Origin of the sequence: Streptosporangium roseum DSM 43021 (assembly GCF_000024865.1) — a bacterium.
In the GTDB taxonomy this organism is placed as follows: Bacteria; Actinomycetota; Actinomycetes; order Streptosporangiales; family Streptosporangiaceae; genus Streptosporangium; species Streptosporangium roseum.
Genome location: NC_013595.1, coordinates 1,912,505 through 1,930,016, shown reverse-complemented (window position 1 = coordinate 1,930,016; position 17,512 = coordinate 1,912,505). Strand labels below are relative to the sequence as shown.

Below are 17,512 nucleotides of genomic sequence, written 5' to 3'. Positions count from 1 at the left end.
ATGGTGGTGCTGAGAGCCTTCAGGCGCCGGCCTGCTCGATCAGGTCGGCGGCCTTGCGCAGGCCGTCACGCCGGCGGATCTCCTCGCCGGCCGCGGCCAGGCGCTCACGGAGCCCCGCGTCGCCGAGCAGCCTGTCCAGCGCGCCGGTCAGCTCTTCGTCGGTGAAGGTGTAGGTGGCCAGGCGGACGCCGTAGCCGAGCTCGTGGATCCGCTGCGCGTTGTCGTACTGGTCCCAGAACAGGGGCAGCAGGATCATCGGCTTGCCGAAGTGCAGCGCCTCGGTGGTGGTGTTGTTGCCACCGTGCGTGATCACCAGGTCCGCCATGGGGATGATCTTCGTCTGCGGGACGAACTCGGCTCCCCACATGTTGTCGGCGAGCTTGATCTCCTCGTGCAGCGGGCCCTTGGAGACGATGAACCGGTGCGGGGTGGTGCCGAGCACGTCGATGACCCGCTGCATCAGCGAGACGTCCGCCGAGCCGAGCGAGCCGAGCGAGAAGTAGACCAGCGCGCCGTCCCGGTCGGCCAGCGACGCGGGCAGCTCGAAGCCGCCGTCGGTCTCGCGGACCGAGGAGTCCAGGCGGTGCCAGGAGCCGTCCAGCGGCCGGGCGTCGGTGTAGTCGGCGATCTCCGGGAAGACGTAGAGGTTCAGGTCGCCCTCGTGGATGAAGTCCAGCTCGGGCAGCGGCCGGGCGCCCTGGGCGACGACCCACTCGTTGAAGGCGGTCCAGAGCTCGCGGTGGGTCCGGTCGTACTCGGCGCGGAAGGCGTCCCACTCGGACCGGTCGTCGGCGGGCAGGCCGGAGAAGACCGGGGCGACGCCCTCGCCGCGCACCTCCAGCGGGTTGCAGGAGACGATGCGGACGAACGGCTTACCGGCCGTGAGCAGCGCCGGGAAGGTGATGACATTGTCCTCGACGATCACGTCCGGCTGAACGCGCTCGATAATCGCCTTCAGCTGAGGCTCGCAGTACTTCGCGCCGTCGACGAGCGCCTCCCAGATCGGCTTGGTCACCGTCTCCAGCTGAGCCGAGGTCGACTTGCGATATTCCGGCGCGGTGTCCCGGATGAAGTCCTTCCAGAACTGTCCGGGGTCCTGCTCCTCTTCGGACGGCGGCGCGAGATCCACCAGATCCTCTTCGAATCCAAGAGCCTCCAATTTCCCCTTCCAGGAGGCTTCAGCTGCGAAGACGACGCGGTGGCCGCGCTTGCGGAGAATGTCACCGATGCCGATGCAGTTGTTCGTCGGCCCGTAGGCGCTCTCCGGCATGAACAGGATCGTGAGAGACATCATGCCTCCAAGTGAGAGGGAATTCTGGCTTTGAAGAATGGTTCAATTCTTAGATCTAGCTAAAGCGCCGGAAAGCGGTCACTATGGACCCCGGCACAGAGCGTGGTTTTCGACGAGCGGGGAATTATGACGCGCAAGAGGCGGGCGGATCGTCGCCTGGATCTCATCGCAGCCGCACACCGGGCGATCATCCGGCACGGCACCGAGGGAGTTCACCTCAATCACGTCGCCGAGGAGGCCGGCCTGACCTCCGGAGCCGTCCTCTACCACTACCCCAACCTGGGCGAGCTGCTGGTGGACGCTCACCACGCCGGGATGGAACGTTTCTACGAGCAGCGTCTCAAGCGGATCAGCGGCATGCGCGACCCCGTCGAGAAGCTCGTCGTGACCATCCGCTCGGGCCTGCCGCACGGGCCGGACGACCCGGACGTGCGGCTGCTCAACGAGCTCGGCGGCGCCGCCGCCCGCAACAGGATGTACGCCCTCCTGCTCACCACGCTCTACGACCGCCAGGTCTCCATGTACCAGAGCGTCCTGGAGACCGGCTCCGCGCTGGGGACCTTCACGCTGTCCGGCGACTCCCTGCTCATCGCGCGCAACCTGGTCGCGCTCGAGGATGCGTACGGTTATCGCATAACGGCCCGCCACCCGGTGATCGGCCCGCAGGAGGCGGCGGAGCTGATCCTGACCTACGCCAGGACCGTCACGAACAACCCGCTCAAGACGTCTCATTGAGGGATCAGCACCCCGTCCTCGGGCGCCCAGGTGAGGGCGACCGAGGATCCCGCCTGGACCTGGGTGGCACCTTGCGTGGCCACCAGGACCGGCACCGGGCGTCCGGCCACGAGGACGGAGATGTGCGAGATGCCTCCGTAGAAGCTGACGTCGGCGACCTCTCCCCGCAGCACGCCCTCCCCGGCCACCGGATCCACGGCTTCCACGGCGCCGCCGTCCACCACGCTCCCGGTGTCCCCGGCGTCCTCGGCGCCCGCCACATCCTCGGCGTCCTCGCCGGCCGCAGCGCCGCTCTCGACGTCCTCGCCGGCCCCGGCGCCCTCGGCACTCTCGTCGGCCGTCACTGCCTCAGCGTCCACCGCGTCCTCCGCGGCTGACACGCTATCGGCGTCCTCGGTGTCCTCGTCGGCTGACACGTCCTCGGCGTCCTCGGCATCCTCGCCGGCCACAGCGCTCTCGGCGTCCCCGGCGGCTGACACGCTCTCGGAACCCTCGGAACCCTCGGCGCCCTCGTCGGCGGCCACGTCCTTGGTGTCCTCGGTGGCCTCGGTGCTCTCGGGACGCTCGGAATCCTCGGCGCCCTCGTCGGCGGCCACGTCCTCGGTGTCCTTGGTGTCCTCGTCGGCTGACACGCTCTCGGAACCCTCGGCGTCCTCGCCGGCCGTCTCGACCTCGGCGTCCGCGACGTCCTCACCGGCGGTCACCGCGCTCTCCGCCTCCGCCGGCGCGTGGCCGAGGCTGATCAGTCTCAGCCGCTCCGGCCGTACGGCGAGCAGCGCGGACGTGCCCTCCTCCAGGTCGGACAGGCAGGGCAGGACGCCGAGGCCGTCGCTGGACAGACCGTCCGCGCACGCCGTGCCCTCGAAGAGGTTGTTGGCGCCCACGAAGTCGGCCACGAACGGCGTGCGCGGCCGCTCGTACAGCGTCACCGGCGCGTCCACCTGCTCCACCTTGCCCGCGCTGAAGACCGCGATCCGGTCGGCCAGCGACATGGCCTCCTCCTGGTCGTGGGTGACCACGACGAAGGTGATGCCGACCTCGTTCTGGAGGCGCTTGAGCTCCAGCTGCATCTCCGCGCGCACCTTCTTGTCCAGCGCGGACAGCGGCTCGTCCAGCAGCAGCAGGCGCGGCCGCTTCACGATCGCGCGGGCCAGCGCGACGCGCTGGCGCTGGCCGCCGGAGAGCTGCTGCGGCTTGCGCTTGGCCATCGCGGCCAGGCCGACCTTCTCCAGAACCTCCTCGACCCGCTCACGGATCTCGGCCCTGGGCAGCTTCTCCCGCTCCAGGCCGTAGGCGACGTTCTTCGCCACGGTCATGTGCGGGAACAGCGCGTAGGACTGGAACATGAGGTTGACCGGGCGGCGGTGCGCCGCCTGGCCGAGCAGGTCCTCACCGTCGAGCGTGACGGTGCCCGAGTCGGGGGCCTCGAACCCGGCCAGGATCCGCAGAAGGGTGGTCTTGCCGCAGCCGCTGGGGCCCAGCAGCGCGAAGAACTCCCCCTGCCGGATCTCCAGGGAGACCTCCGACAGCGCCGTGACGTCGCCGAACCGGCGGCTGACACCTGTGATCTGCAGCATTAGGACAGCGACTCCGTCAGTCGGGTCATCCGCTGGGCCACGATCACCACGGTGAAGCTCACGGCCAGCAGCAGTGTCGCCAGCGCGTTGATCTCCGGGGTGACCCCGAAGCGGACCATTGAGTAAATGACGATGGGCAGGGTGGGCGTGGTCGGGGCCGCCGTGAAGAAGGCGATCACGAACTCGTCGATGGAGAGCGTGAACGCCAGCATGGCGCCCGCCGCGATGCCCGGCATGAGCTGGGGCAGCGTGACGCGGACGAACGTGGTGAGCGGGGTCGCGCCGAGGTCCCTGGACGCCTCCTCCAGGGAGGTGTCGCTGTGGGTGAGCCGGGTGCGGACCACCGCGGTCACGAAGGCCATGCCGAACACCGTGTGCGCCAGCAGCACCGAGTGCAGGCCGAGGGTCATCTTGATCATGGCGTAGAACACCAGCAGGCCGATGGCCAGCACCAGGTCCGGCAGTACGGCCGGCAGCACGCCGAGCCCGTCCAGCAGCCGCGACTTGGTGTGGCGGGCCAGGCCCACCGCCAGCAGGGTGCCGAGCACCGTGGCCAGCACCGTGGATCCGGCGGCCACGATCAGCGTGTTGACCAGGCCCTCCGCGACGGTGGCGTTGCCGGCCAGCTTGTCGTACCACTTCAGGCTGAGGCCGTCGAAGGAGTAGGGCGACTTGCCGGCGTTGAACGACATGACGACGAGCACCACGATGGGTGTGTACAGGAATACGTAGGTCGCCCAGAAGGGGACGTACAGCAGGCGTGGTTTACGCACGACGGGCACTCCATGCCTGCAGGAGCAGCAGGACGATCAGTACGGCGAGCAGCGCCAGTGTGAGGGCGGAGCCGAACGGCCAGTCACGCGCCTTGAGGAACTGGTCCCTGATCAGGTTTCCGACCATGATCGAGCGTCCGCCGCCGAGCAGCTCGGGGATGACGAAGTTGCCGAAGCTCGGCACGAAGACGAACATGCAGCCGGTGATGACGCCCGGCAGGGTCAGCGGCAGCGTCACCGAGGCGAACGTGCGGGCGGGCCTGGCGCCGAGGTTGGCCGAGGCCTCACGGAGCTGCGGGTCCAGCTTCTCGATCGCCGCGTACAGCGGGAGCACCATGAGCGGCAGGTAGGAGTAGACGAGACCGGTGACGATCGTGCCCTGGTTGTAGAGGAACTCGAACGGCCCCAGGCCGAGCTTGCCCAGAACCGTGTTTACCAGCCCGGGACCGCTGAGTAGAACGATCCAGGCGTAGATGCGGATCAGGAAGTTCGTCCAGAAGGGCATCACGATCGCGATCAGCGCGACCGTCTTCCACTTCGCGGGGAGCTGGGCGATCAGGTAGGCCGTGGGGTAGCCGACCAGCAGGGCGATCAGCGTGGCGGCCGTGGCCAGCTTCAGCGAGTCGAGCACGACGTCGAGGTAGATGGGGTCGATCAGCCGGGTGAAGTTCTCCCCGGTCAGCTCATAGATGACCCCGCCGAACCGTCCCCTGCGGAAGAACGCGTAGCTGACGATCAGCGCCAGCGGGATCAGCATGAGGACGATCAGGTAGGTCAGGCCGGGGCTGAGGAAGGCCAGCCGTCCGAGCACACGCGACCGGCGCGACCGCTGTTTCGCGGTCGCGCCGGAGACGGTAGAGCTTGTCACTTCGCGGCCTGAACCTCGGTGGCCAGGCGGGTGAACTTGGTGGAGTCCTCGCCGAGGTCGATGATGGACTCGCCCGCGAGGAGCTGCGACGGGCTCATGTTGAGCGGCTTGTTCTTCTCCTTGAGGTCCGCGGGGAGGGCGTCCATGGCGGCCTTGTTCGGGACCTTGTAGAGGATGTTCTGCGCGGCCCAGCCGTGGATCTCCGGGTCCAGGATGAAGTTGACGAACGCGTGCGCGGCTTCCTTGTTCTTGGAGGACTTCAGCACGACCATCGTGTCCACCCAGAGGTCGCTGCCCTCCTTCGGCACCACGAACTCGATGTTCTTCTCGCTGGTCGGGCACCAGCCGTCCCACGCCTCGACCATCACGGCCTCGCCGCTGATGAGGCGCTTGCCGAAGTCGACGTCGTCGTAGCGGAGCAGGTTGGGCTTGGCCTCGATCAGCTTCGCCTTGATCTTGGCCAGATCGTCGTCGCTCTTGGTGTTGACCGACAGGCCGAGCGCCTTGACGGCGGGCAGGGCCAGCCAGCGCTCGGTGGTCATCATGGTGACCTTCTTCTTCGCCTCGGCCGGCGGGTTGAGGATGTCGTTCCAGCTCGTCGGCGGCGTCTTCACCAGGTCGCTGCGGTAGCAGATGCCGGTGGTGCCCCAGGTGTAGGGGACGGAGAAGACGTTACCCTTGTCGTAGGAGAGCTCCTTGGCCTCGGGGTAGAGGTTGGCCAGGTTGGGGATGAGCTCGGGGTGGATCGGCTCCAGCAGCCCGGCCTCGTTGAGGGCCTGGGCGTACTGGCCGGAGACGAAGGCGACGTCGAGACCGGTGTCGGCCCCGGTGGTCAGCTTGCCCATGATGATCTCGTTGGTGTCGTGCAGGGTGACCTTGAGCTCGGTCTTGAGTTTGTCCTTGACCCGCTTGGGAAGGTCTTCGGGGGTGTAACCCGGCCAGACCGAAATGGTGAGGCTCTGCTTGGACAGATCCATGTTCGGGTCGAGCTGGGCGGACGAGGCGCTCGCGGCGGGCGCGGCGGCGGTGTCCGTGGACCCTCCGCCACAGGCCGAAACGGCGAGAGCGAGACCGGCGACCAGGGCGGCGGCCGGAAGACGACGGGTGTACCGGGCACGGGACACGACCGCTACTCCTTCAAATTTCAAGTGTAATTAGGGTAGACCGGCCGTTACGGACACGGCAGACCGAAACAGGAGTGTTGCAGCCAAGAATAACTTGGGCAAGACTTTGCCGGACATCACCCCTGGGAAGTTTGGTCTGTTTGTTGAATCAGCGTTCAATATGGGATCGGCTCGACACCGTGCCGCGCGCCGGCGACGGGCGGACCAGCGAGCTCGTCGCGGCCCTGAGCTGCGATGCCTCCAGCCCGTTCACGGTCCGCCACTTCCACCCGCTGCCAGACCTGTCGGCACCAGGTTTTTCAATCGACGTTCAACTGTTACCGGCTGACGGCCCCTTTCCGGCCACCGAGCGCGGCTTCGACGTGGACCAGACCAACCGCTCGGTTGTCGTCGGCGAGAGCGTGGTCGTCAAGTGGCTCACCCCACCGGCGCCGCTCCCCCAGCCGACCCCGGACGTGTTCGCCCACCTGACCTCGGTCGGCTTCACCGCCACCGCCACGCCGTACGCGGCCGTCTCCCGGCGCGGCGACGACGGCGAGCTGCTGCTCGCCCTGGTCACCGCCTACCTTCCCGACGCCAGGGACGGCTGGGAGTGGTGCGTGGACGAGGCCGTCTCCGGCGGCACGGAGTTCGCCGCCGACCTGGGCGTCCTGGCCGCCGACCTGCACGCCGCGATGGCCACCCCGTCCGCGACCTTCCCCGACCCCGTACGGCAGACGCCCGCCGTCCCGAAGACCGGGACGACCGCCTGGTCCGTCCGTGCCGGAGAGGCCCTGGAGGAGGCGCTCGCGCTGACCGACGGCGAGGACGGCGACTGGCTCGCGGCCCACGCCGACGCGCTCCGCGCCGAGCTGGCCCCCCTGGCCTGGGCGGACGCCACCCCGCTGATCCGCATCCACGGCGACCTGCACGTGGGCCAGACGCTGCGCTGGCGGGACGGCTACGCGGTGATCGACTTCGACGGCAATCCGACGGTCACCGGCGCCGACCCCTTCCAGCCCGCCGCCCGCGACCTCGCCCAGCTCATCACCAGCCTGGAACACGTCGGCCAGGTCGCCGTGAAGCGCCGCGACGCCCACCCCCTCGTGATCTCCGCGTGGGCCGTCGCCGCCCGCGAGGCGCTGGAGACCGCCTACCTCGCCCGCCTCGCCGAGCACGGCCACGCCTCCCTGCTGGACCGTTCCCTGCTGCGCCCATTCGAGATCGAGCAGGAGTGCAGGGAGCTCATCTACGCCGCCCGCCACCTGCCCCGCTGGCGTTACGCCCCCATGGGCGTCCTACGGTCCTGGTACCGGTGACACGACCGTCCTCCGGCGGCAGGACCGTCCTCCGGCAACCGTGACCCCGCCGGATCCGGACCCGGTGTCCGATCGATCCCCGTGCCGGCCGGCGGAATCCGGGCGCCGGCCAACTGAACCCAAGGAGAAAAAGTGAACCCCGAGCTGTACCTCGCCGATCTGGAGGCCAAGCCCGCCGCGCTGGCCGATCTGGCGAGCGCCCTGGAGTCCGGCGACCCGTTCGAGGGGCTCCCGGCCGGGATCCGGCGGGTGCTCTTCCTCGGCATGGGCAGTTCCCGGTATGCCGCCGGGGTCGCCGCGCTGCGCCTGCGCTCCGTGGGCGTCGACGCCGTCGCCGAATACGCCTCGGCCTCCGTCTCCTACCCGGCGACCCCCGACACCCTGGTCGTCGCGGTCTCTGCCACCGGTGGCAGCAGGGAGACCCTCGACGCGGTCGCCCGCTACCGCGGCCGCTCCCCTGTCCTGGCGATGACCAACAGGCCCGGCTCGGCGATCACCGAGGGCGCCGACCTGGTGGTGCCGATGGTCGCGGGCGAGGAGCGCGGCGGCGTGTCCTGCCGGACCTTCCAGCACACCATCGGCCTGCTCATGGCCCTGCAGAACCGCCTCACCGGCGCGTCCGGCGCCGGGGCGGACGTGCCCGGCCTGCTCCGCCGTACGGCCGAGGCCACCGCCGACCTGCTGGAGCGCCGGGGCCAGTGGCTGGATCCGGCGATGACCCTGCTCGACGGCCCGGCCGGGGTCTACACGATCGCCCCAGCCGAGCGGCTGTCCTCGGCCGAGCAGTCCGCCCTGATGTTCCGGGAGGGGCCCCGCCGCGCCTCCGACGCCTGCGAGACCGGCGACTGGTCCCACGTGGACGTCTACCTGACCAAGACCCTCGACTACCGCGCCGTCATGTTCCCCGGCTCCCGCTACGACGAGCAGGCCATGGACTGGATCCGCCGGCGCGGCTCCACCGTGCTCACCGTCGGCGGCGAGCTGCCGGACGCCAGGGCCTCCGTCCGCTACCTCCACGACGACGACGCCGACGTCGCCCTGCTCACCGAGACCCTGGTGGCCGAGCTGGTCGCCGCCCACTGGTGGCTGGCCCAGAGCTGACCTCCGCCCCTCCCGGAGCCCGTACGGCCGCCGCCGTCACAGGCGGTGCAGCCCGCTGAGGACGCGTTCCAGCAGGTGAAGGCCGGGGCCACCCTGGTCGATCTGGGGATGGTGGACGCGGACCAGCCCCTCGGCCTCCATGTCCGAGACCAGGACGCGGGCCACGCCGAGGGGGACCCCGAGGAGGGCGGAGATCTCCGCGACGGACCGGATCTGGCGGCAGAGCTCGCTGATGACCCGGTATTCGCGGATGTAGGACAGGCCGAGCTGGGCGGAGGTCGCGGAGGAGACCAGGGCCTCCATGGCGAGCTGGGTGCGCGGAGCGGTCCGGCCACCGGTGACGGTGTACATCCGGACCAGCGAGCTCTCCTCCTCGGGCGGCTCGCCGTACGGCGAGCCGTCGTACCCGGGAGTCCGCCCCCGTCCCGCGTCATACCCGGGACTCTCCCCCTGCCCCGCACCGTGCACGGGTGCCTGCCCCCGCCCCGCGTCATACCCGGGAGGCTCCCCCCACGGCCCCCCGTACCCCGAGGACTCCTCCCGCGACGGGCCGTAGCCGTCTCCCGGCCCCTGTCCGCCGCTCCCGAATCCGTCCTGCACAGCTCAGCTCTCCCTCTTCGGGAGTTCGTTGCGGGCCTTGCGCACGCCCTGCTGGAAACTCGACATCCGGCTGCGGACCCGCTCCGCCGAGATGGGGACCGCCGGCTGCGGCGGCTGGGGCGGACCGGGGAGCGGGTTCACCGAGCCGGGCACCAGGTTCGCCTTGGGGGTCCGTCTGGGCAGGCCCGACGTGGTCGTCCCGCCGAGCGCGGGCACGCTCGCGGCCTGGGCGGCCTGCCAGCCGGTGTCGGCGGGGGACGACCAGACCGCGGGCTCGGCGGGAGCGGGCTCGGCGGGGTCGGCGGCCTCGGCGGGAGGGTGCTCGCCGGGCTGCCCTGCCCCGTCGGCGGGAGCGGGGGTGACGACGCGGAACCAGCCCGACTCCACCGAGGCGAAGATCGGCAGGAAGTCCTCCTCCTGGTCCAGGGCCGAGATCTCCATCCTGGGCAGCGACCCGGTGACGTCGGCGTCCGGCAGGTCCGGGCGGCCTCCGGGCTGGCGGGACGGCGACTGGAGGGACCGGCCCTCCTCCGGCGGCACGGGATGCGTGCGCGCGGGTGGGTTCCACACGTTCGGCCCGGTCGCCCATCGAGCTCTGGCCTGCGGCGGCACGGCCACCGCGTCCGGCGCGACGGGCGCCGCCAGGAAGGGTGCCGCGGACCCCCCCGGTCCCCGCCGGGGCGGGCATCGCGGGCTGGAGCGGCACGGCCGGCTGGGGCGAGGCGGGCAGGGAGGCCAGGAGCCCTTCCGGTAGAAGGACCATGGCGGTCAGGCCGGTGCCCTGGGGGCGGAGCTGGACGCGGATGCCGTGTTTGAGCGCGAGGCGGCCGACCACGAACAGGCCCATGCGGCGGGCGACCGAGGCGTCGGCGGCCTGGGGGTGGGCCAGGCGCCAGTTCGCCTGCGACAGCTCCTCCTGCACCATGCCGATGCCCTGGTCGGTCACCGAGATCATCACGCCGCCTCCGTCGATCCGGCTGCTGGAGACCACGACCCTGCTGTCCTTCGGCGAGAACGAGACCGCGTTCTCCACCAGCTCGGCGAGCAGGTGCACCACGTCGCTCACCGCGGGCCCCGCCACGGCGGCCTCGGACTGGACCTGGACCGTCACCCGGTCGTAGTTCTCCACCTCCGACAGCGAGGCCCGGACGACGTCCATCAGCTCGACCGGCTGCCGCCAGCGCCGCGCCACCTCCTGGCCGGCGAGGACGAGCAGGTTCTCGCTGTTGCGGCGCATGCGGGTGGCGAGGTGGTCGAGCTTGAACAGGTCGGCCAGGCGCTGGTCGTCGCGCTCCCCGCGTTCCAGCCGCTCGACCAGGGTGAGCTGGCGTTCCACGAGCGTCTGGCTCCGGCGGGAGAGGTTGACGAACATCGCGTTGACCGTGTTGCGCAGCTTGGCCTCCTCGCCCGCCAGCCGTACGGCCTCCCGGTGGACCTCGTCGAACGCCCGGGCGACCTCACCGATCTCGTCGCGGGACATGACCCCGATCGGCGGCACCTCGGCGATGATCTCGCCGTCGCGGGACTCGCGGACCTGCTGGACGTATGCGGGCAGCCGCTCTCCGGCGACCCGCAGCGCCTCCCGGCGCAGCCGCCGCAACGGCCTGACCAGCGAGCGCGCCACCCCGGTGGTGATCAGCAACACCACCAGCAGGAGGCCGGCGACCGATCCGGCGACCAGCAGGGCGCGGCTCTGCTCGGCGCCGCCGAGTTCCTGGCTGCGGGTGACGATGTCCTGGGCGTGGCGCTGCTCGACGTCACGCATCCGGTCGATCGTGACGGTCGCCGCGTCGTACCACTGCCTGGCGTCGTCCTCCTCGGCCAGGTCCAGGCCCTTGAGCGAGGCCCCGGAGGCCGCGCGGAGCAGGACCAGCTCCCGCAGGAACTCGGCCCGGTCGGCGGTCCGGCCGTTGACGGTCTCGTCGAAGAGGCGGCGCCGCTCGCTTCCGGCCTCGGCGGCGAAGGTCCTGCGCTCGTTGCGTTCGGAGGAGAGCGCGCCGAGGAACCTCTCCATCTGCTCCTGCTCGAACCGGCCGGCGACCAGTACCACCGCCAGCAGGGCCCGCTGGAGCGAGGCGGCCTCCTTGGCGCGGGCGAGCGCGTCCAGGGTCAGCGCCTGGCCGAACAGCACGTCGTCGGCGCTGCCCTTGCCGAGCTCGTCGTGGAGGGAGAGCAGGTCGGCGATCACCAGGGAGTAGGCGTCGATGGCGGCGTCGGGCAGCAGCGTCGATTTCAGCGCCTGGTCCCGCAGCGGCCCGAGGTCGTCCAGCCGGGTGATCACGGTGTCGACCTCGTCCCTGGTCCGGCCGGTGACCGCCTTCCGCAGCAGGGTGCCGCTGTCGCGGACGTGTGTCACCGCGGCGTCCACCGCGTTCATCCGGGTGCGTACGGCCTCCGCCTCGCGCGCCGGGCGGCCGAGGGCGATGAACCAGGCCGTGTGGTCGCGCTCCTCGGCCAGCTCGTGGGTGAGCGCGCCGATGTGGTCCGACAGCCTGGCCAGGTCGTTGACCTGCTGGTAGTCGGCGGCGGCACGCATGGAGGCGAAGACCTGGACGCCGCCGAGCAGCACCGCCGCGGCGGTGGGGACCAGGATGAGCGCGACCAGTCTGGAGCGCACCCGCCAGTTCCGCAGGCGCAACCCGCTCCCCGCACCCTCGATGTTGTGTGCACTCACCGAACGCTGCCTCTCGGTGGACGAACCCGCTGGCCGAATTTCCCTTGGTTCCCGGTAATTCGAGCACATCTCAACCTATGGGGCCAATCGAACACAGCTCCACAAATGATTACTTATGAGGCAGCAGGGATGGAATCTGGAGCTCCATTCCAGGCTGGAACCCCAATTACGGACACCCAAATACTCTTATTAAGTATTTCTCGTGCCTATATGGCCGTTTGCACCGTTCCAGAATGGCGGACAGGCGATAACTCGGCAGTCCGCAGAAGATCACATGATTGTGATTCATGATATTTCCCCCATATCTTGACTCCTTACGTCCGTAGCCACCCGAATCCGGGCGTCGAGCTTTGGAGGAGACAGTGGCCCCAACCGCCGGTGCCGCGATCGAGGTCCGCGGGCTGTGGAAGATCTTCGGCCCCCGGGCGGAGCGCGTTCTCGGCGGCCCCGACGCGCTGCTCGACCCGGTCGCGCTCCGCGACAGGACCGGCTGCGTCGCCGCCGTCAGGGACGTCGGCTTCTCGGTACGGCCCGGCGAGGTGTTCGTCGTGATGGGCCTGTCCGGGAGTGGCAAGTCCACCCTGGTCCGCTGCCTGACCCGGCTGGTCGAGCCGACCGCCGGAGAGATCTCGATCGCCGGCCAGGACGTGCGGGCCGCCTCCCCCGCCCAGCTCAGGGACCTGCGCAGGCACCGGGTCAGCATGGTCTTCCAGCACTTCGGCCTCCTGCCGCACCGCAGGGTCCTCGACAACGTCGCCTACGGGCTGGAGGTGCAGGGCGTGCCCCGGGCGCGACGGTACCGGCGGGCCCGGGAGATCCTCTCCATGGTCGGCCTGGAGGGCTCCGACGACGCCCGCCCCGACCAGCTCTCCGGCGGCATGCAGCAGCGCGTCGGCCTGGCCCGGGCACTGGCCGTGGATCCCGAGGTGCTCCTGTTCGACGAGCCGTTCAGCGCGCTGGACCCGCTGATCCGCCGGGACATGCAGGCGGAGGTCGTCCGCCTGCACCGCGAGGTCGGCAAGACCATGCTGTTCATCACCCACGACCTGTCCGAGGCGCTCAAGCTCGGCGAGCGCATCGCGATCATGCGGGCGGGCTCGATCGTCCAGCTCGGCACCCCCGAGGAGCTGGTCGGTGCCCCCGCCGACGACTACGTGGCCGACTTCGTCAGGGACGTGCCCAGAGGCGAGGTGCTCTCGCTGCGCTGGATCTGCCGTCCCCCGCTGCGGGAGGACCACCTCGACGGCCCCGCGCTCGCGGCCTCCACCGTCATCCGCGACGCGGTGCCGGCCGCCATGGAGTCGGCCCGGCCGATCCGCGTCATGCGGGACGGGGAGCTGATCGGCGTGGTCGACCGCCTCGACATCCTCGGGGCCATGGCCGGCGGCCCGGCGCCGGCCGTACCGGGCTCCCACCGGCCGGCGGCCGGAGCATGACCTCGCCACCCGCCGCGCTCTCCCCCGCCCAGGCGGCCCCGCCCGCCCGCCGCTCCCGCGGGCCGCTGCCGCCCTGGCTGGCGCCGCTCGCCGGCGCGGCCGTGGCCGTGGCCGCCTATCTGCTCTTCCGGGGCACCGCGCCGCTGCCCCACGACGACGACGCCGCACAGTTCGGGGCCGTCAACGACGTGCGGGACTGGGTGGACGCCAACCGCAACGAGAGCCCGGTCTTCCTGTTCTTCGTCAACTACGTGCGGCTGTCCGTCGGCGGGCTCTACGACGTCCTCCACCTGGCGCTGGACGGCCTCGGCTGGGCGGGGCTGATCGGGACCGCGGGCGCGCTGGGCCAGCTGGCGGGCGGCTGGCGGATCGCGCTGGTCGCCGTGCTGGGAACCGGCTCGTTCGGGGTGCTGGGACTGTGGGAGGCGAGCGTCGACACGCTCGCGCTCGTGCTCGCGGCGGTCCTGCTCTCGCTGCTGATCGGCCTGCCGCTGGGCGTGGCCGCGGGCCGTTCGGTACGGCTGCGCCGCCTGCTCACCCCGGTCCTCGACGTCATGCAGATCATGCCGACGTTCGCCTACCTGGCGCCGATGGTGCTGTTCTTCCAGATCGGGCCCGCGTCGGCCGCGGTCGCCACGATGATCTACTCGATCCCTCCGGCGATCAGGATCACCGCGCTGGCCGTCGAGCAGGTCTCCCCTGCCGCCGTCGAGGCCTCCGCCTCGCTCGGCGCCACCCGCCGGCAGACGCTGCGCAAGGTCCACCTCCCGATGGCACGGGCCACGATCGCGCTGGCGATCAACCAGACCGTCATGATGGCGCTGTCCATGGTGGTGATCGCGGCGCTGATCGCCGCACCGGGGCTGGGCTCGGACATCATCCGCGGGCTCTCCCGCGCCGACGTGGGCGTCATGCTCCCGGCGGGCATCGCCATCGTGGTGATGGCCGTCGTGCTGGACCGGATCACCATGGCCGCCGCGGCGCGCGAGCCGGTGCCGTCCGACGCCTTCTCCACCCTGCTCCGGCTCTCCGTCCCCGCGGCGATCCTCGTGGTCACCGGGATCGCGGCCCGCTTCCTGCCCGCCGAGTTCCCCCGGGAGTGGGTGCTCCGCTTCGCCGGACCGGTGAACGAGGCGGTGAACTGGGCCAAGTTCTCCTGGTACGGCGCCACCGAGGCGATCAGGAACGGCGTCACCGAAGCGCTCCTCAACCCCCTGCAGACCGTGCTCACCACCGCCCCCTGGTGGCTGGTCGCGGCGGTCGTGCTCGCGGCCGGGTGGCGGGCCGCGGGCGCGCGCCCCGCGGCCGCCGCGGTGGGCTGCCTGCTCGCCACGGCCCTGCTCGGGCTCTGGCAGCACACCATGGAGACGCTCACCACCGTGCTGGCCGGGGTGGTGCCGGCCCTGGTCGCCGGGCTCGCGCTCGGCGTCGCGGCGGCCCGCTCCCCCCGGTTCGCCGCCGTGCAACGGCCGCTGCTCGACACCGCGCAGACCATGCCCGCCTTCGTCTACCTGCTGCCCGCGCTGGCGCTGTTCGGCGCGACCCGGTTCACCGCGATCTTCGCCTCGGTGATCTACGCGGTGCCGCCGGTCGTCCGGCTGGTGGAGGACGGGATCAGGAACGTGTCCCCGGTCGCCGTGGAGGCCGCGCGCTCCTGCGGCTCCACCGACCGGCAGCTGCTGTGGAAGGTGCGGCTGCCGATGGCCCGCCGGGCGATCCTGCTCGCCGCCAACCAGGGCATCGTCATGACGCTCGCCATGGTCGTGGTCGGCGGGCTGGTCGGCGCGGGCGGCCTGGGCTACGACGTCGTCTCCGGATTCTCCCAGCACACCGACTTCGGCATGGGCTTCGCCGCCGGGGTCGCCACGGTGCTGCTCGGGATCATGCTCGACCGGATCACACAGGGCGCCGATGGGTGCCCCTCCCCCCGAAAGTCCCCCCGAAAGAAGAGGATCGCATGAGGATCGGACGCAGGGTCCGCCTGCTCGCCGGTGTCCTGACACTTGGACTGGCCGCCGCGGGCTGCGGTGGCGCCAAGGTGGAGACCGGCACCGGCACGGCGCGGACGTCCGCGGGCGCCGCCGGGTCGTCGACGCCCGCCGCGGGCGGCACCGTGAGGATCGCCATCAACCCGTGGGCCGGCTACGAGGCCAGCGCCGCGGTGCTCTCCTACCTGCTGGAGAAGGAGCTCGGCTACAAGGTCGAGAAGAAGGAGCTCGCCGAGCAGGTCTCCTGGGAGGGGTTCGAGAGCGGCGACGTCGACCTCATCGTGGAGAACTGGGGCCACGACGACCTGAAGAAGACCTTCATCGAGGAGAAGAAGGTCGCCGTCGAGGCGGGCCCCACCGGGAACAAGGGCGTCATCGGCTGGTACATCCCCAAGTGGATGACGGAGAAGTATCCCGGCATCACCGACTACAAGAACCTGAACAAGTACGCCGCCCTGTTCACGACCTCGGAGTCGGGCGGCAAGGGTCAGCTTCTCTTCGGCGACCCGTCCTACGTCAGCAACGAAGAGGCGATCATCAAGAACCTGAAGCTGGACTACAAGGTGGTCGTGGGCGGCAGCGAGGCGGCGCTGATCGAGTCCGCCACCCAGGCCCAGCGGCAGAGGAAGCCGCTGCTCTTCTACTTCTGGGACCCGCACTGGCTGTTCGACCGGGTCGAGCTGGTCCGCGTCAACCTGCCACCCCACACCGACGGCTGTGACGCCGACCCCAAGAAGGTCGCCTGCGACTACGCCGAGCTGGATCTCGACAAGATCGCGAGCAAACGGTTCGCCGACACCGGCGGCAAGGCCTACGAGCTGGTCAAGAACTTCTCCTGGACCAACGAGGCGCAGAACGCGGTGGCCAACGGCATCACCAACGACGGGCTGAGCCCCGAGGACGCGGCCAGGAAGTGGGTCGAGGCCAACCCGGCCGTCTGGGCCCCCTGGATCCCCAAGTAAACGATCGGCCGATTCCGTGAGAAGACAACTCGCCGGGGTCGTCACGGCGCTCCTCCTGCTCACCGCGTGCGGCGGTGAGCGGGAGGCGCCCCCGCCGACCGGCGGCACCGTGAAGATCGCCATCAACGGGTGGGCGGGCTACGAGGCCAGCGCGGCCGTCCTCGGCCGGCTCCTGGAACAGGAGCTCGGCTACGAGGTGCGGAGGGTGGAGCTCAACGAGGCCGAATCGTGGGAGGGGCTCGAAAAGGGCACGGTGGACGTCATCGTCGAGAACTGGGGCCGCGAGGCCGAGAAGAAGACCTACATCGAGGAGAAGAAGGTCGCCGTCTCGGCCGGAAGAAACGGAAACAAAGGGGTGATCGGGTGGTATGTCCCGCAGTGGATGGCCGACCGGTACCCGGACATCACTGACTGGCGGAAGCTCAACAAGTACGCCCACCTATTTAAGACCGATAAATCAGGTAATTTCGGCCAACTCCTCGACGGGGACGCCTCCTACGTCACCAACGACGAGGCGCTGGTCCGCAATCTCGGGCTCGACTACAAGGTCGTCTACGCGGGCAGCGAGAAAGCCCTGATAAAGGCAGCCAAACTGGCCACCCGGAACCGCACGCCACTGCTGATGTATTTCTACGAACCGCAGTGGCTGTTCACCCAGATCAAGCTGGCGAAGATCAACCTCCCTCCCTACGCGATCGGCTGCGACGCCGACGCCGCGAAGGTCGCCTGCGACTACCCGCCCTACCTGCTCGACAAGATCGTGAGCAGAAGGTTCGCCGACACCGGCGGCAGAGCCTACGAGCTGGTGCGCAACTTCACGTGGACGAACGACCAGCAGAACGCGGTCGCGGACGACATGACCGGCGGCCTGAGCGCCGACCAGGCGGCCCGCAAGTGGATCGAGGCGAACAAGATCGTGTGGAAGGACTGGATGCCCGCCTGACCCTCCGGACCTTCACAACAAACATGGGGTTGCTGCAAATTTGCAGCAACCCCAAAAATATCGTCTAGGGTGGTCCGTGACTCCGGCCGCCGCCCCGCACCACTCCTCGGTGACGTTCCCCGGCTCCGCGCGTCCGAGTCCG

General features: G+C 70.1%; 14 protein-coding genes. 7 read left to right on the top strand and 7 right to left on the bottom strand.

The features are described 5' to 3' along the window. Positions 1 to 19 precede the first annotated feature (19 nt). On the bottom strand, positions 20 to 1,294 hold the full coding sequence (locus tag SROS_RS08705) for a glycosyltransferase (protein WP_245564591.1): 1,275 nt from the start codon (positions 1,292 to 1,294) through the stop codon (positions 20 to 22). A 123-nt stretch (positions 1,295 to 1,417) separates the two neighbouring features. Between SROS_RS08705 and SROS_RS08700 the strand changes: the two genes are divergently transcribed. Continuing rightward, positions 1,418 to 2,026, top strand: coding sequence for a TetR/AcrR family transcriptional regulator (locus SROS_RS08700; RefSeq protein ID WP_012888540.1), 609 nt, complete (start codon positions 1,418 to 1,420; stop codon positions 2,024 to 2,026). Here the strand turns inward: SROS_RS08700 and SROS_RS54380 are convergent. Genes SROS_RS54380 through SROS_RS08680 form a run of 4 tightly spaced genes read right to left on the bottom strand, consistent with a single transcriptional unit; the run spans position 2,020 to position 6,368 of the window. After that, positions 2,020 to 3,603, bottom strand: a complete 1,584-nt coding sequence (locus tag SROS_RS54380; protein ID WP_012888539.1) for an ATP-binding cassette domain-containing protein — start codon at positions 3,601 to 3,603, stop codon at positions 2,020 to 2,022. The two genes, SROS_RS08700 and SROS_RS54380, sit on opposite strands and share 7 nt — an antisense overlap. After that, positions 3,603 to 4,376 carry an ABC transporter permease gene (locus SROS_RS08690; RefSeq protein ID WP_012888538.1) on the bottom strand — a complete coding sequence of 258 codons (774 nt, stop codon included), beginning with the start codon at positions 4,374 to 4,376 and terminating at the stop codon, positions 3,603 to 3,605. The genes SROS_RS54380 and SROS_RS08690 overlap by 1 nt, the downstream gene beginning before the upstream one ends. Then, positions 4,369 to 5,244 carry an ABC transporter permease gene (locus SROS_RS08685; RefSeq protein WP_012888537.1) on the bottom strand — a complete coding sequence of 292 codons (876 nt, stop codon included), beginning with the start codon at positions 5,242 to 5,244 and terminating at the stop codon, positions 4,369 to 4,371. Before SROS_RS08685 ends, SROS_RS08690 begins: the two co-directional genes overlap by 8 nt. Next, positions 5,241 to 6,368, bottom strand: a complete 1,128-nt coding sequence (locus SROS_RS08680) for a polyamine ABC transporter substrate-binding protein (RefSeq protein ID WP_012888536.1) — start codon at positions 6,366 to 6,368, stop codon at positions 5,241 to 5,243. Before SROS_RS08680 ends, SROS_RS08685 begins: the two co-directional genes overlap by 4 nt. Before the next feature lie 143 nt (positions 6,369 to 6,511). Here SROS_RS08680 and SROS_RS08675 point away from each other — a divergent pair, with 143 nt between their 5' ends. Beyond that, a complete protein-coding gene (locus SROS_RS08675; RefSeq protein ID WP_148268995.1) occupies positions 6,512 to 7,666 on the top strand; it encodes an aminoglycoside phosphotransferase in 1,155 nt (384 codons plus the stop codon). A 132-nt stretch (positions 7,667 to 7,798) separates the two neighbouring features. Continuing rightward, complete coding sequence (locus SROS_RS08670; protein WP_012888534.1) at positions 7,799 to 8,767, top strand: SIS domain-containing protein; 969 nt, start codon at positions 7,799 to 7,801, stop codon at positions 8,765 to 8,767. Positions 8,768 to 8,803: 36 nt separating this feature from the next. On the opposite strand, the gene SROS_RS52060 is transcribed toward SROS_RS08670, so the two are convergent. After that, a complete protein-coding gene (locus tag SROS_RS52060; RefSeq protein WP_012888533.1) occupies positions 8,804 to 9,235 on the bottom strand; it encodes a DUF742 domain-containing protein in 432 nt (143 codons plus the stop codon). Between the two features lie 22 nt (positions 9,236 to 9,257). Further along, complete coding sequence (locus SROS_RS53805) at positions 9,258 to 12,041, bottom strand: sensor histidine kinase (RefSeq protein WP_169369276.1); 2,784 nt, start codon at positions 12,039 to 12,041, stop codon at positions 9,258 to 9,260. Between the two features lie 362 nt (positions 12,042 to 12,403). Here SROS_RS53805 and SROS_RS08655 point away from each other — a divergent pair, with 362 nt between their 5' ends. Genes SROS_RS08655 through SROS_RS08640 form a run of 4 tightly spaced genes read left to right on the top strand, consistent with a single transcriptional unit; the run spans position 12,404 to position 17,370 of the window. Further along, the gene (locus SROS_RS08655) at positions 12,404 to 13,477 is read left to right on the top strand and encodes a quaternary amine ABC transporter ATP-binding protein (RefSeq protein ID WP_012888531.1); all 1,074 of its coding nucleotides are present in this window, start codon (positions 12,404 to 12,406) and stop codon (positions 13,475 to 13,477) included. After that, on the top strand, positions 13,474 to 15,438 hold the full coding sequence (locus SROS_RS08650) for an ABC transporter permease (RefSeq protein WP_012888530.1): 1,965 nt from the start codon (positions 13,474 to 13,476) through the stop codon (positions 15,436 to 15,438). The genes SROS_RS08655 and SROS_RS08650 overlap by 4 nt, the downstream gene beginning before the upstream one ends. Beyond that, a complete protein-coding gene (locus SROS_RS08645; RefSeq protein WP_012888529.1) occupies positions 15,435 to 16,427 on the top strand; it encodes an ABC transporter substrate-binding protein in 993 nt (330 codons plus the stop codon). The genes SROS_RS08650 and SROS_RS08645 overlap by 4 nt, the downstream gene beginning before the upstream one ends. A 16-nt stretch (positions 16,428 to 16,443) precedes the next feature. Next, entirely contained in the window at positions 16,444 to 17,370 is a 927-nt protein-coding gene (locus SROS_RS08640; RefSeq protein WP_012888528.1) for an ABC transporter substrate-binding protein, read from the top strand. Positions 17,371 to 17,512: the final 142 nt, after the last annotated feature.

What these genes read in the sequence shown, in the direction of transcription:
- SROS_RS08705 (WP_245564591.1), bottom strand. Translation starts at nt 1,294, where the DNA reads ATGATGTCTCTCACGATCCTGTTCATGCCGGAGAGCGCCTACGGGCCG.
- SROS_RS08700 (WP_012888540.1), top strand. Translation starts at nt 1,418, where the DNA reads ATGACGCGCAAGAGGCGGGCGGATCGTCGCCTGGATCTCATCGCAGCC.
- SROS_RS54380 (WP_012888539.1), bottom strand. Translation starts at nt 3,603, where the DNA reads ATGCTGCAGATCACAGGTGTCAGCCGCCGGTTCGGCGACGTCACGGCG.
- SROS_RS08650 (WP_012888530.1), top strand. Translation starts at nt 13,474, where the DNA reads ATGACCTCGCCACCCGCCGCGCTCTCCCCCGCCCAGGCGGCCCCGCCC.
- SROS_RS08645 (WP_012888529.1), top strand. Translation starts at nt 15,435, where the DNA reads ATGAGGATCGGACGCAGGGTCCGCCTGCTCGCCGGTGTCCTGACACTT.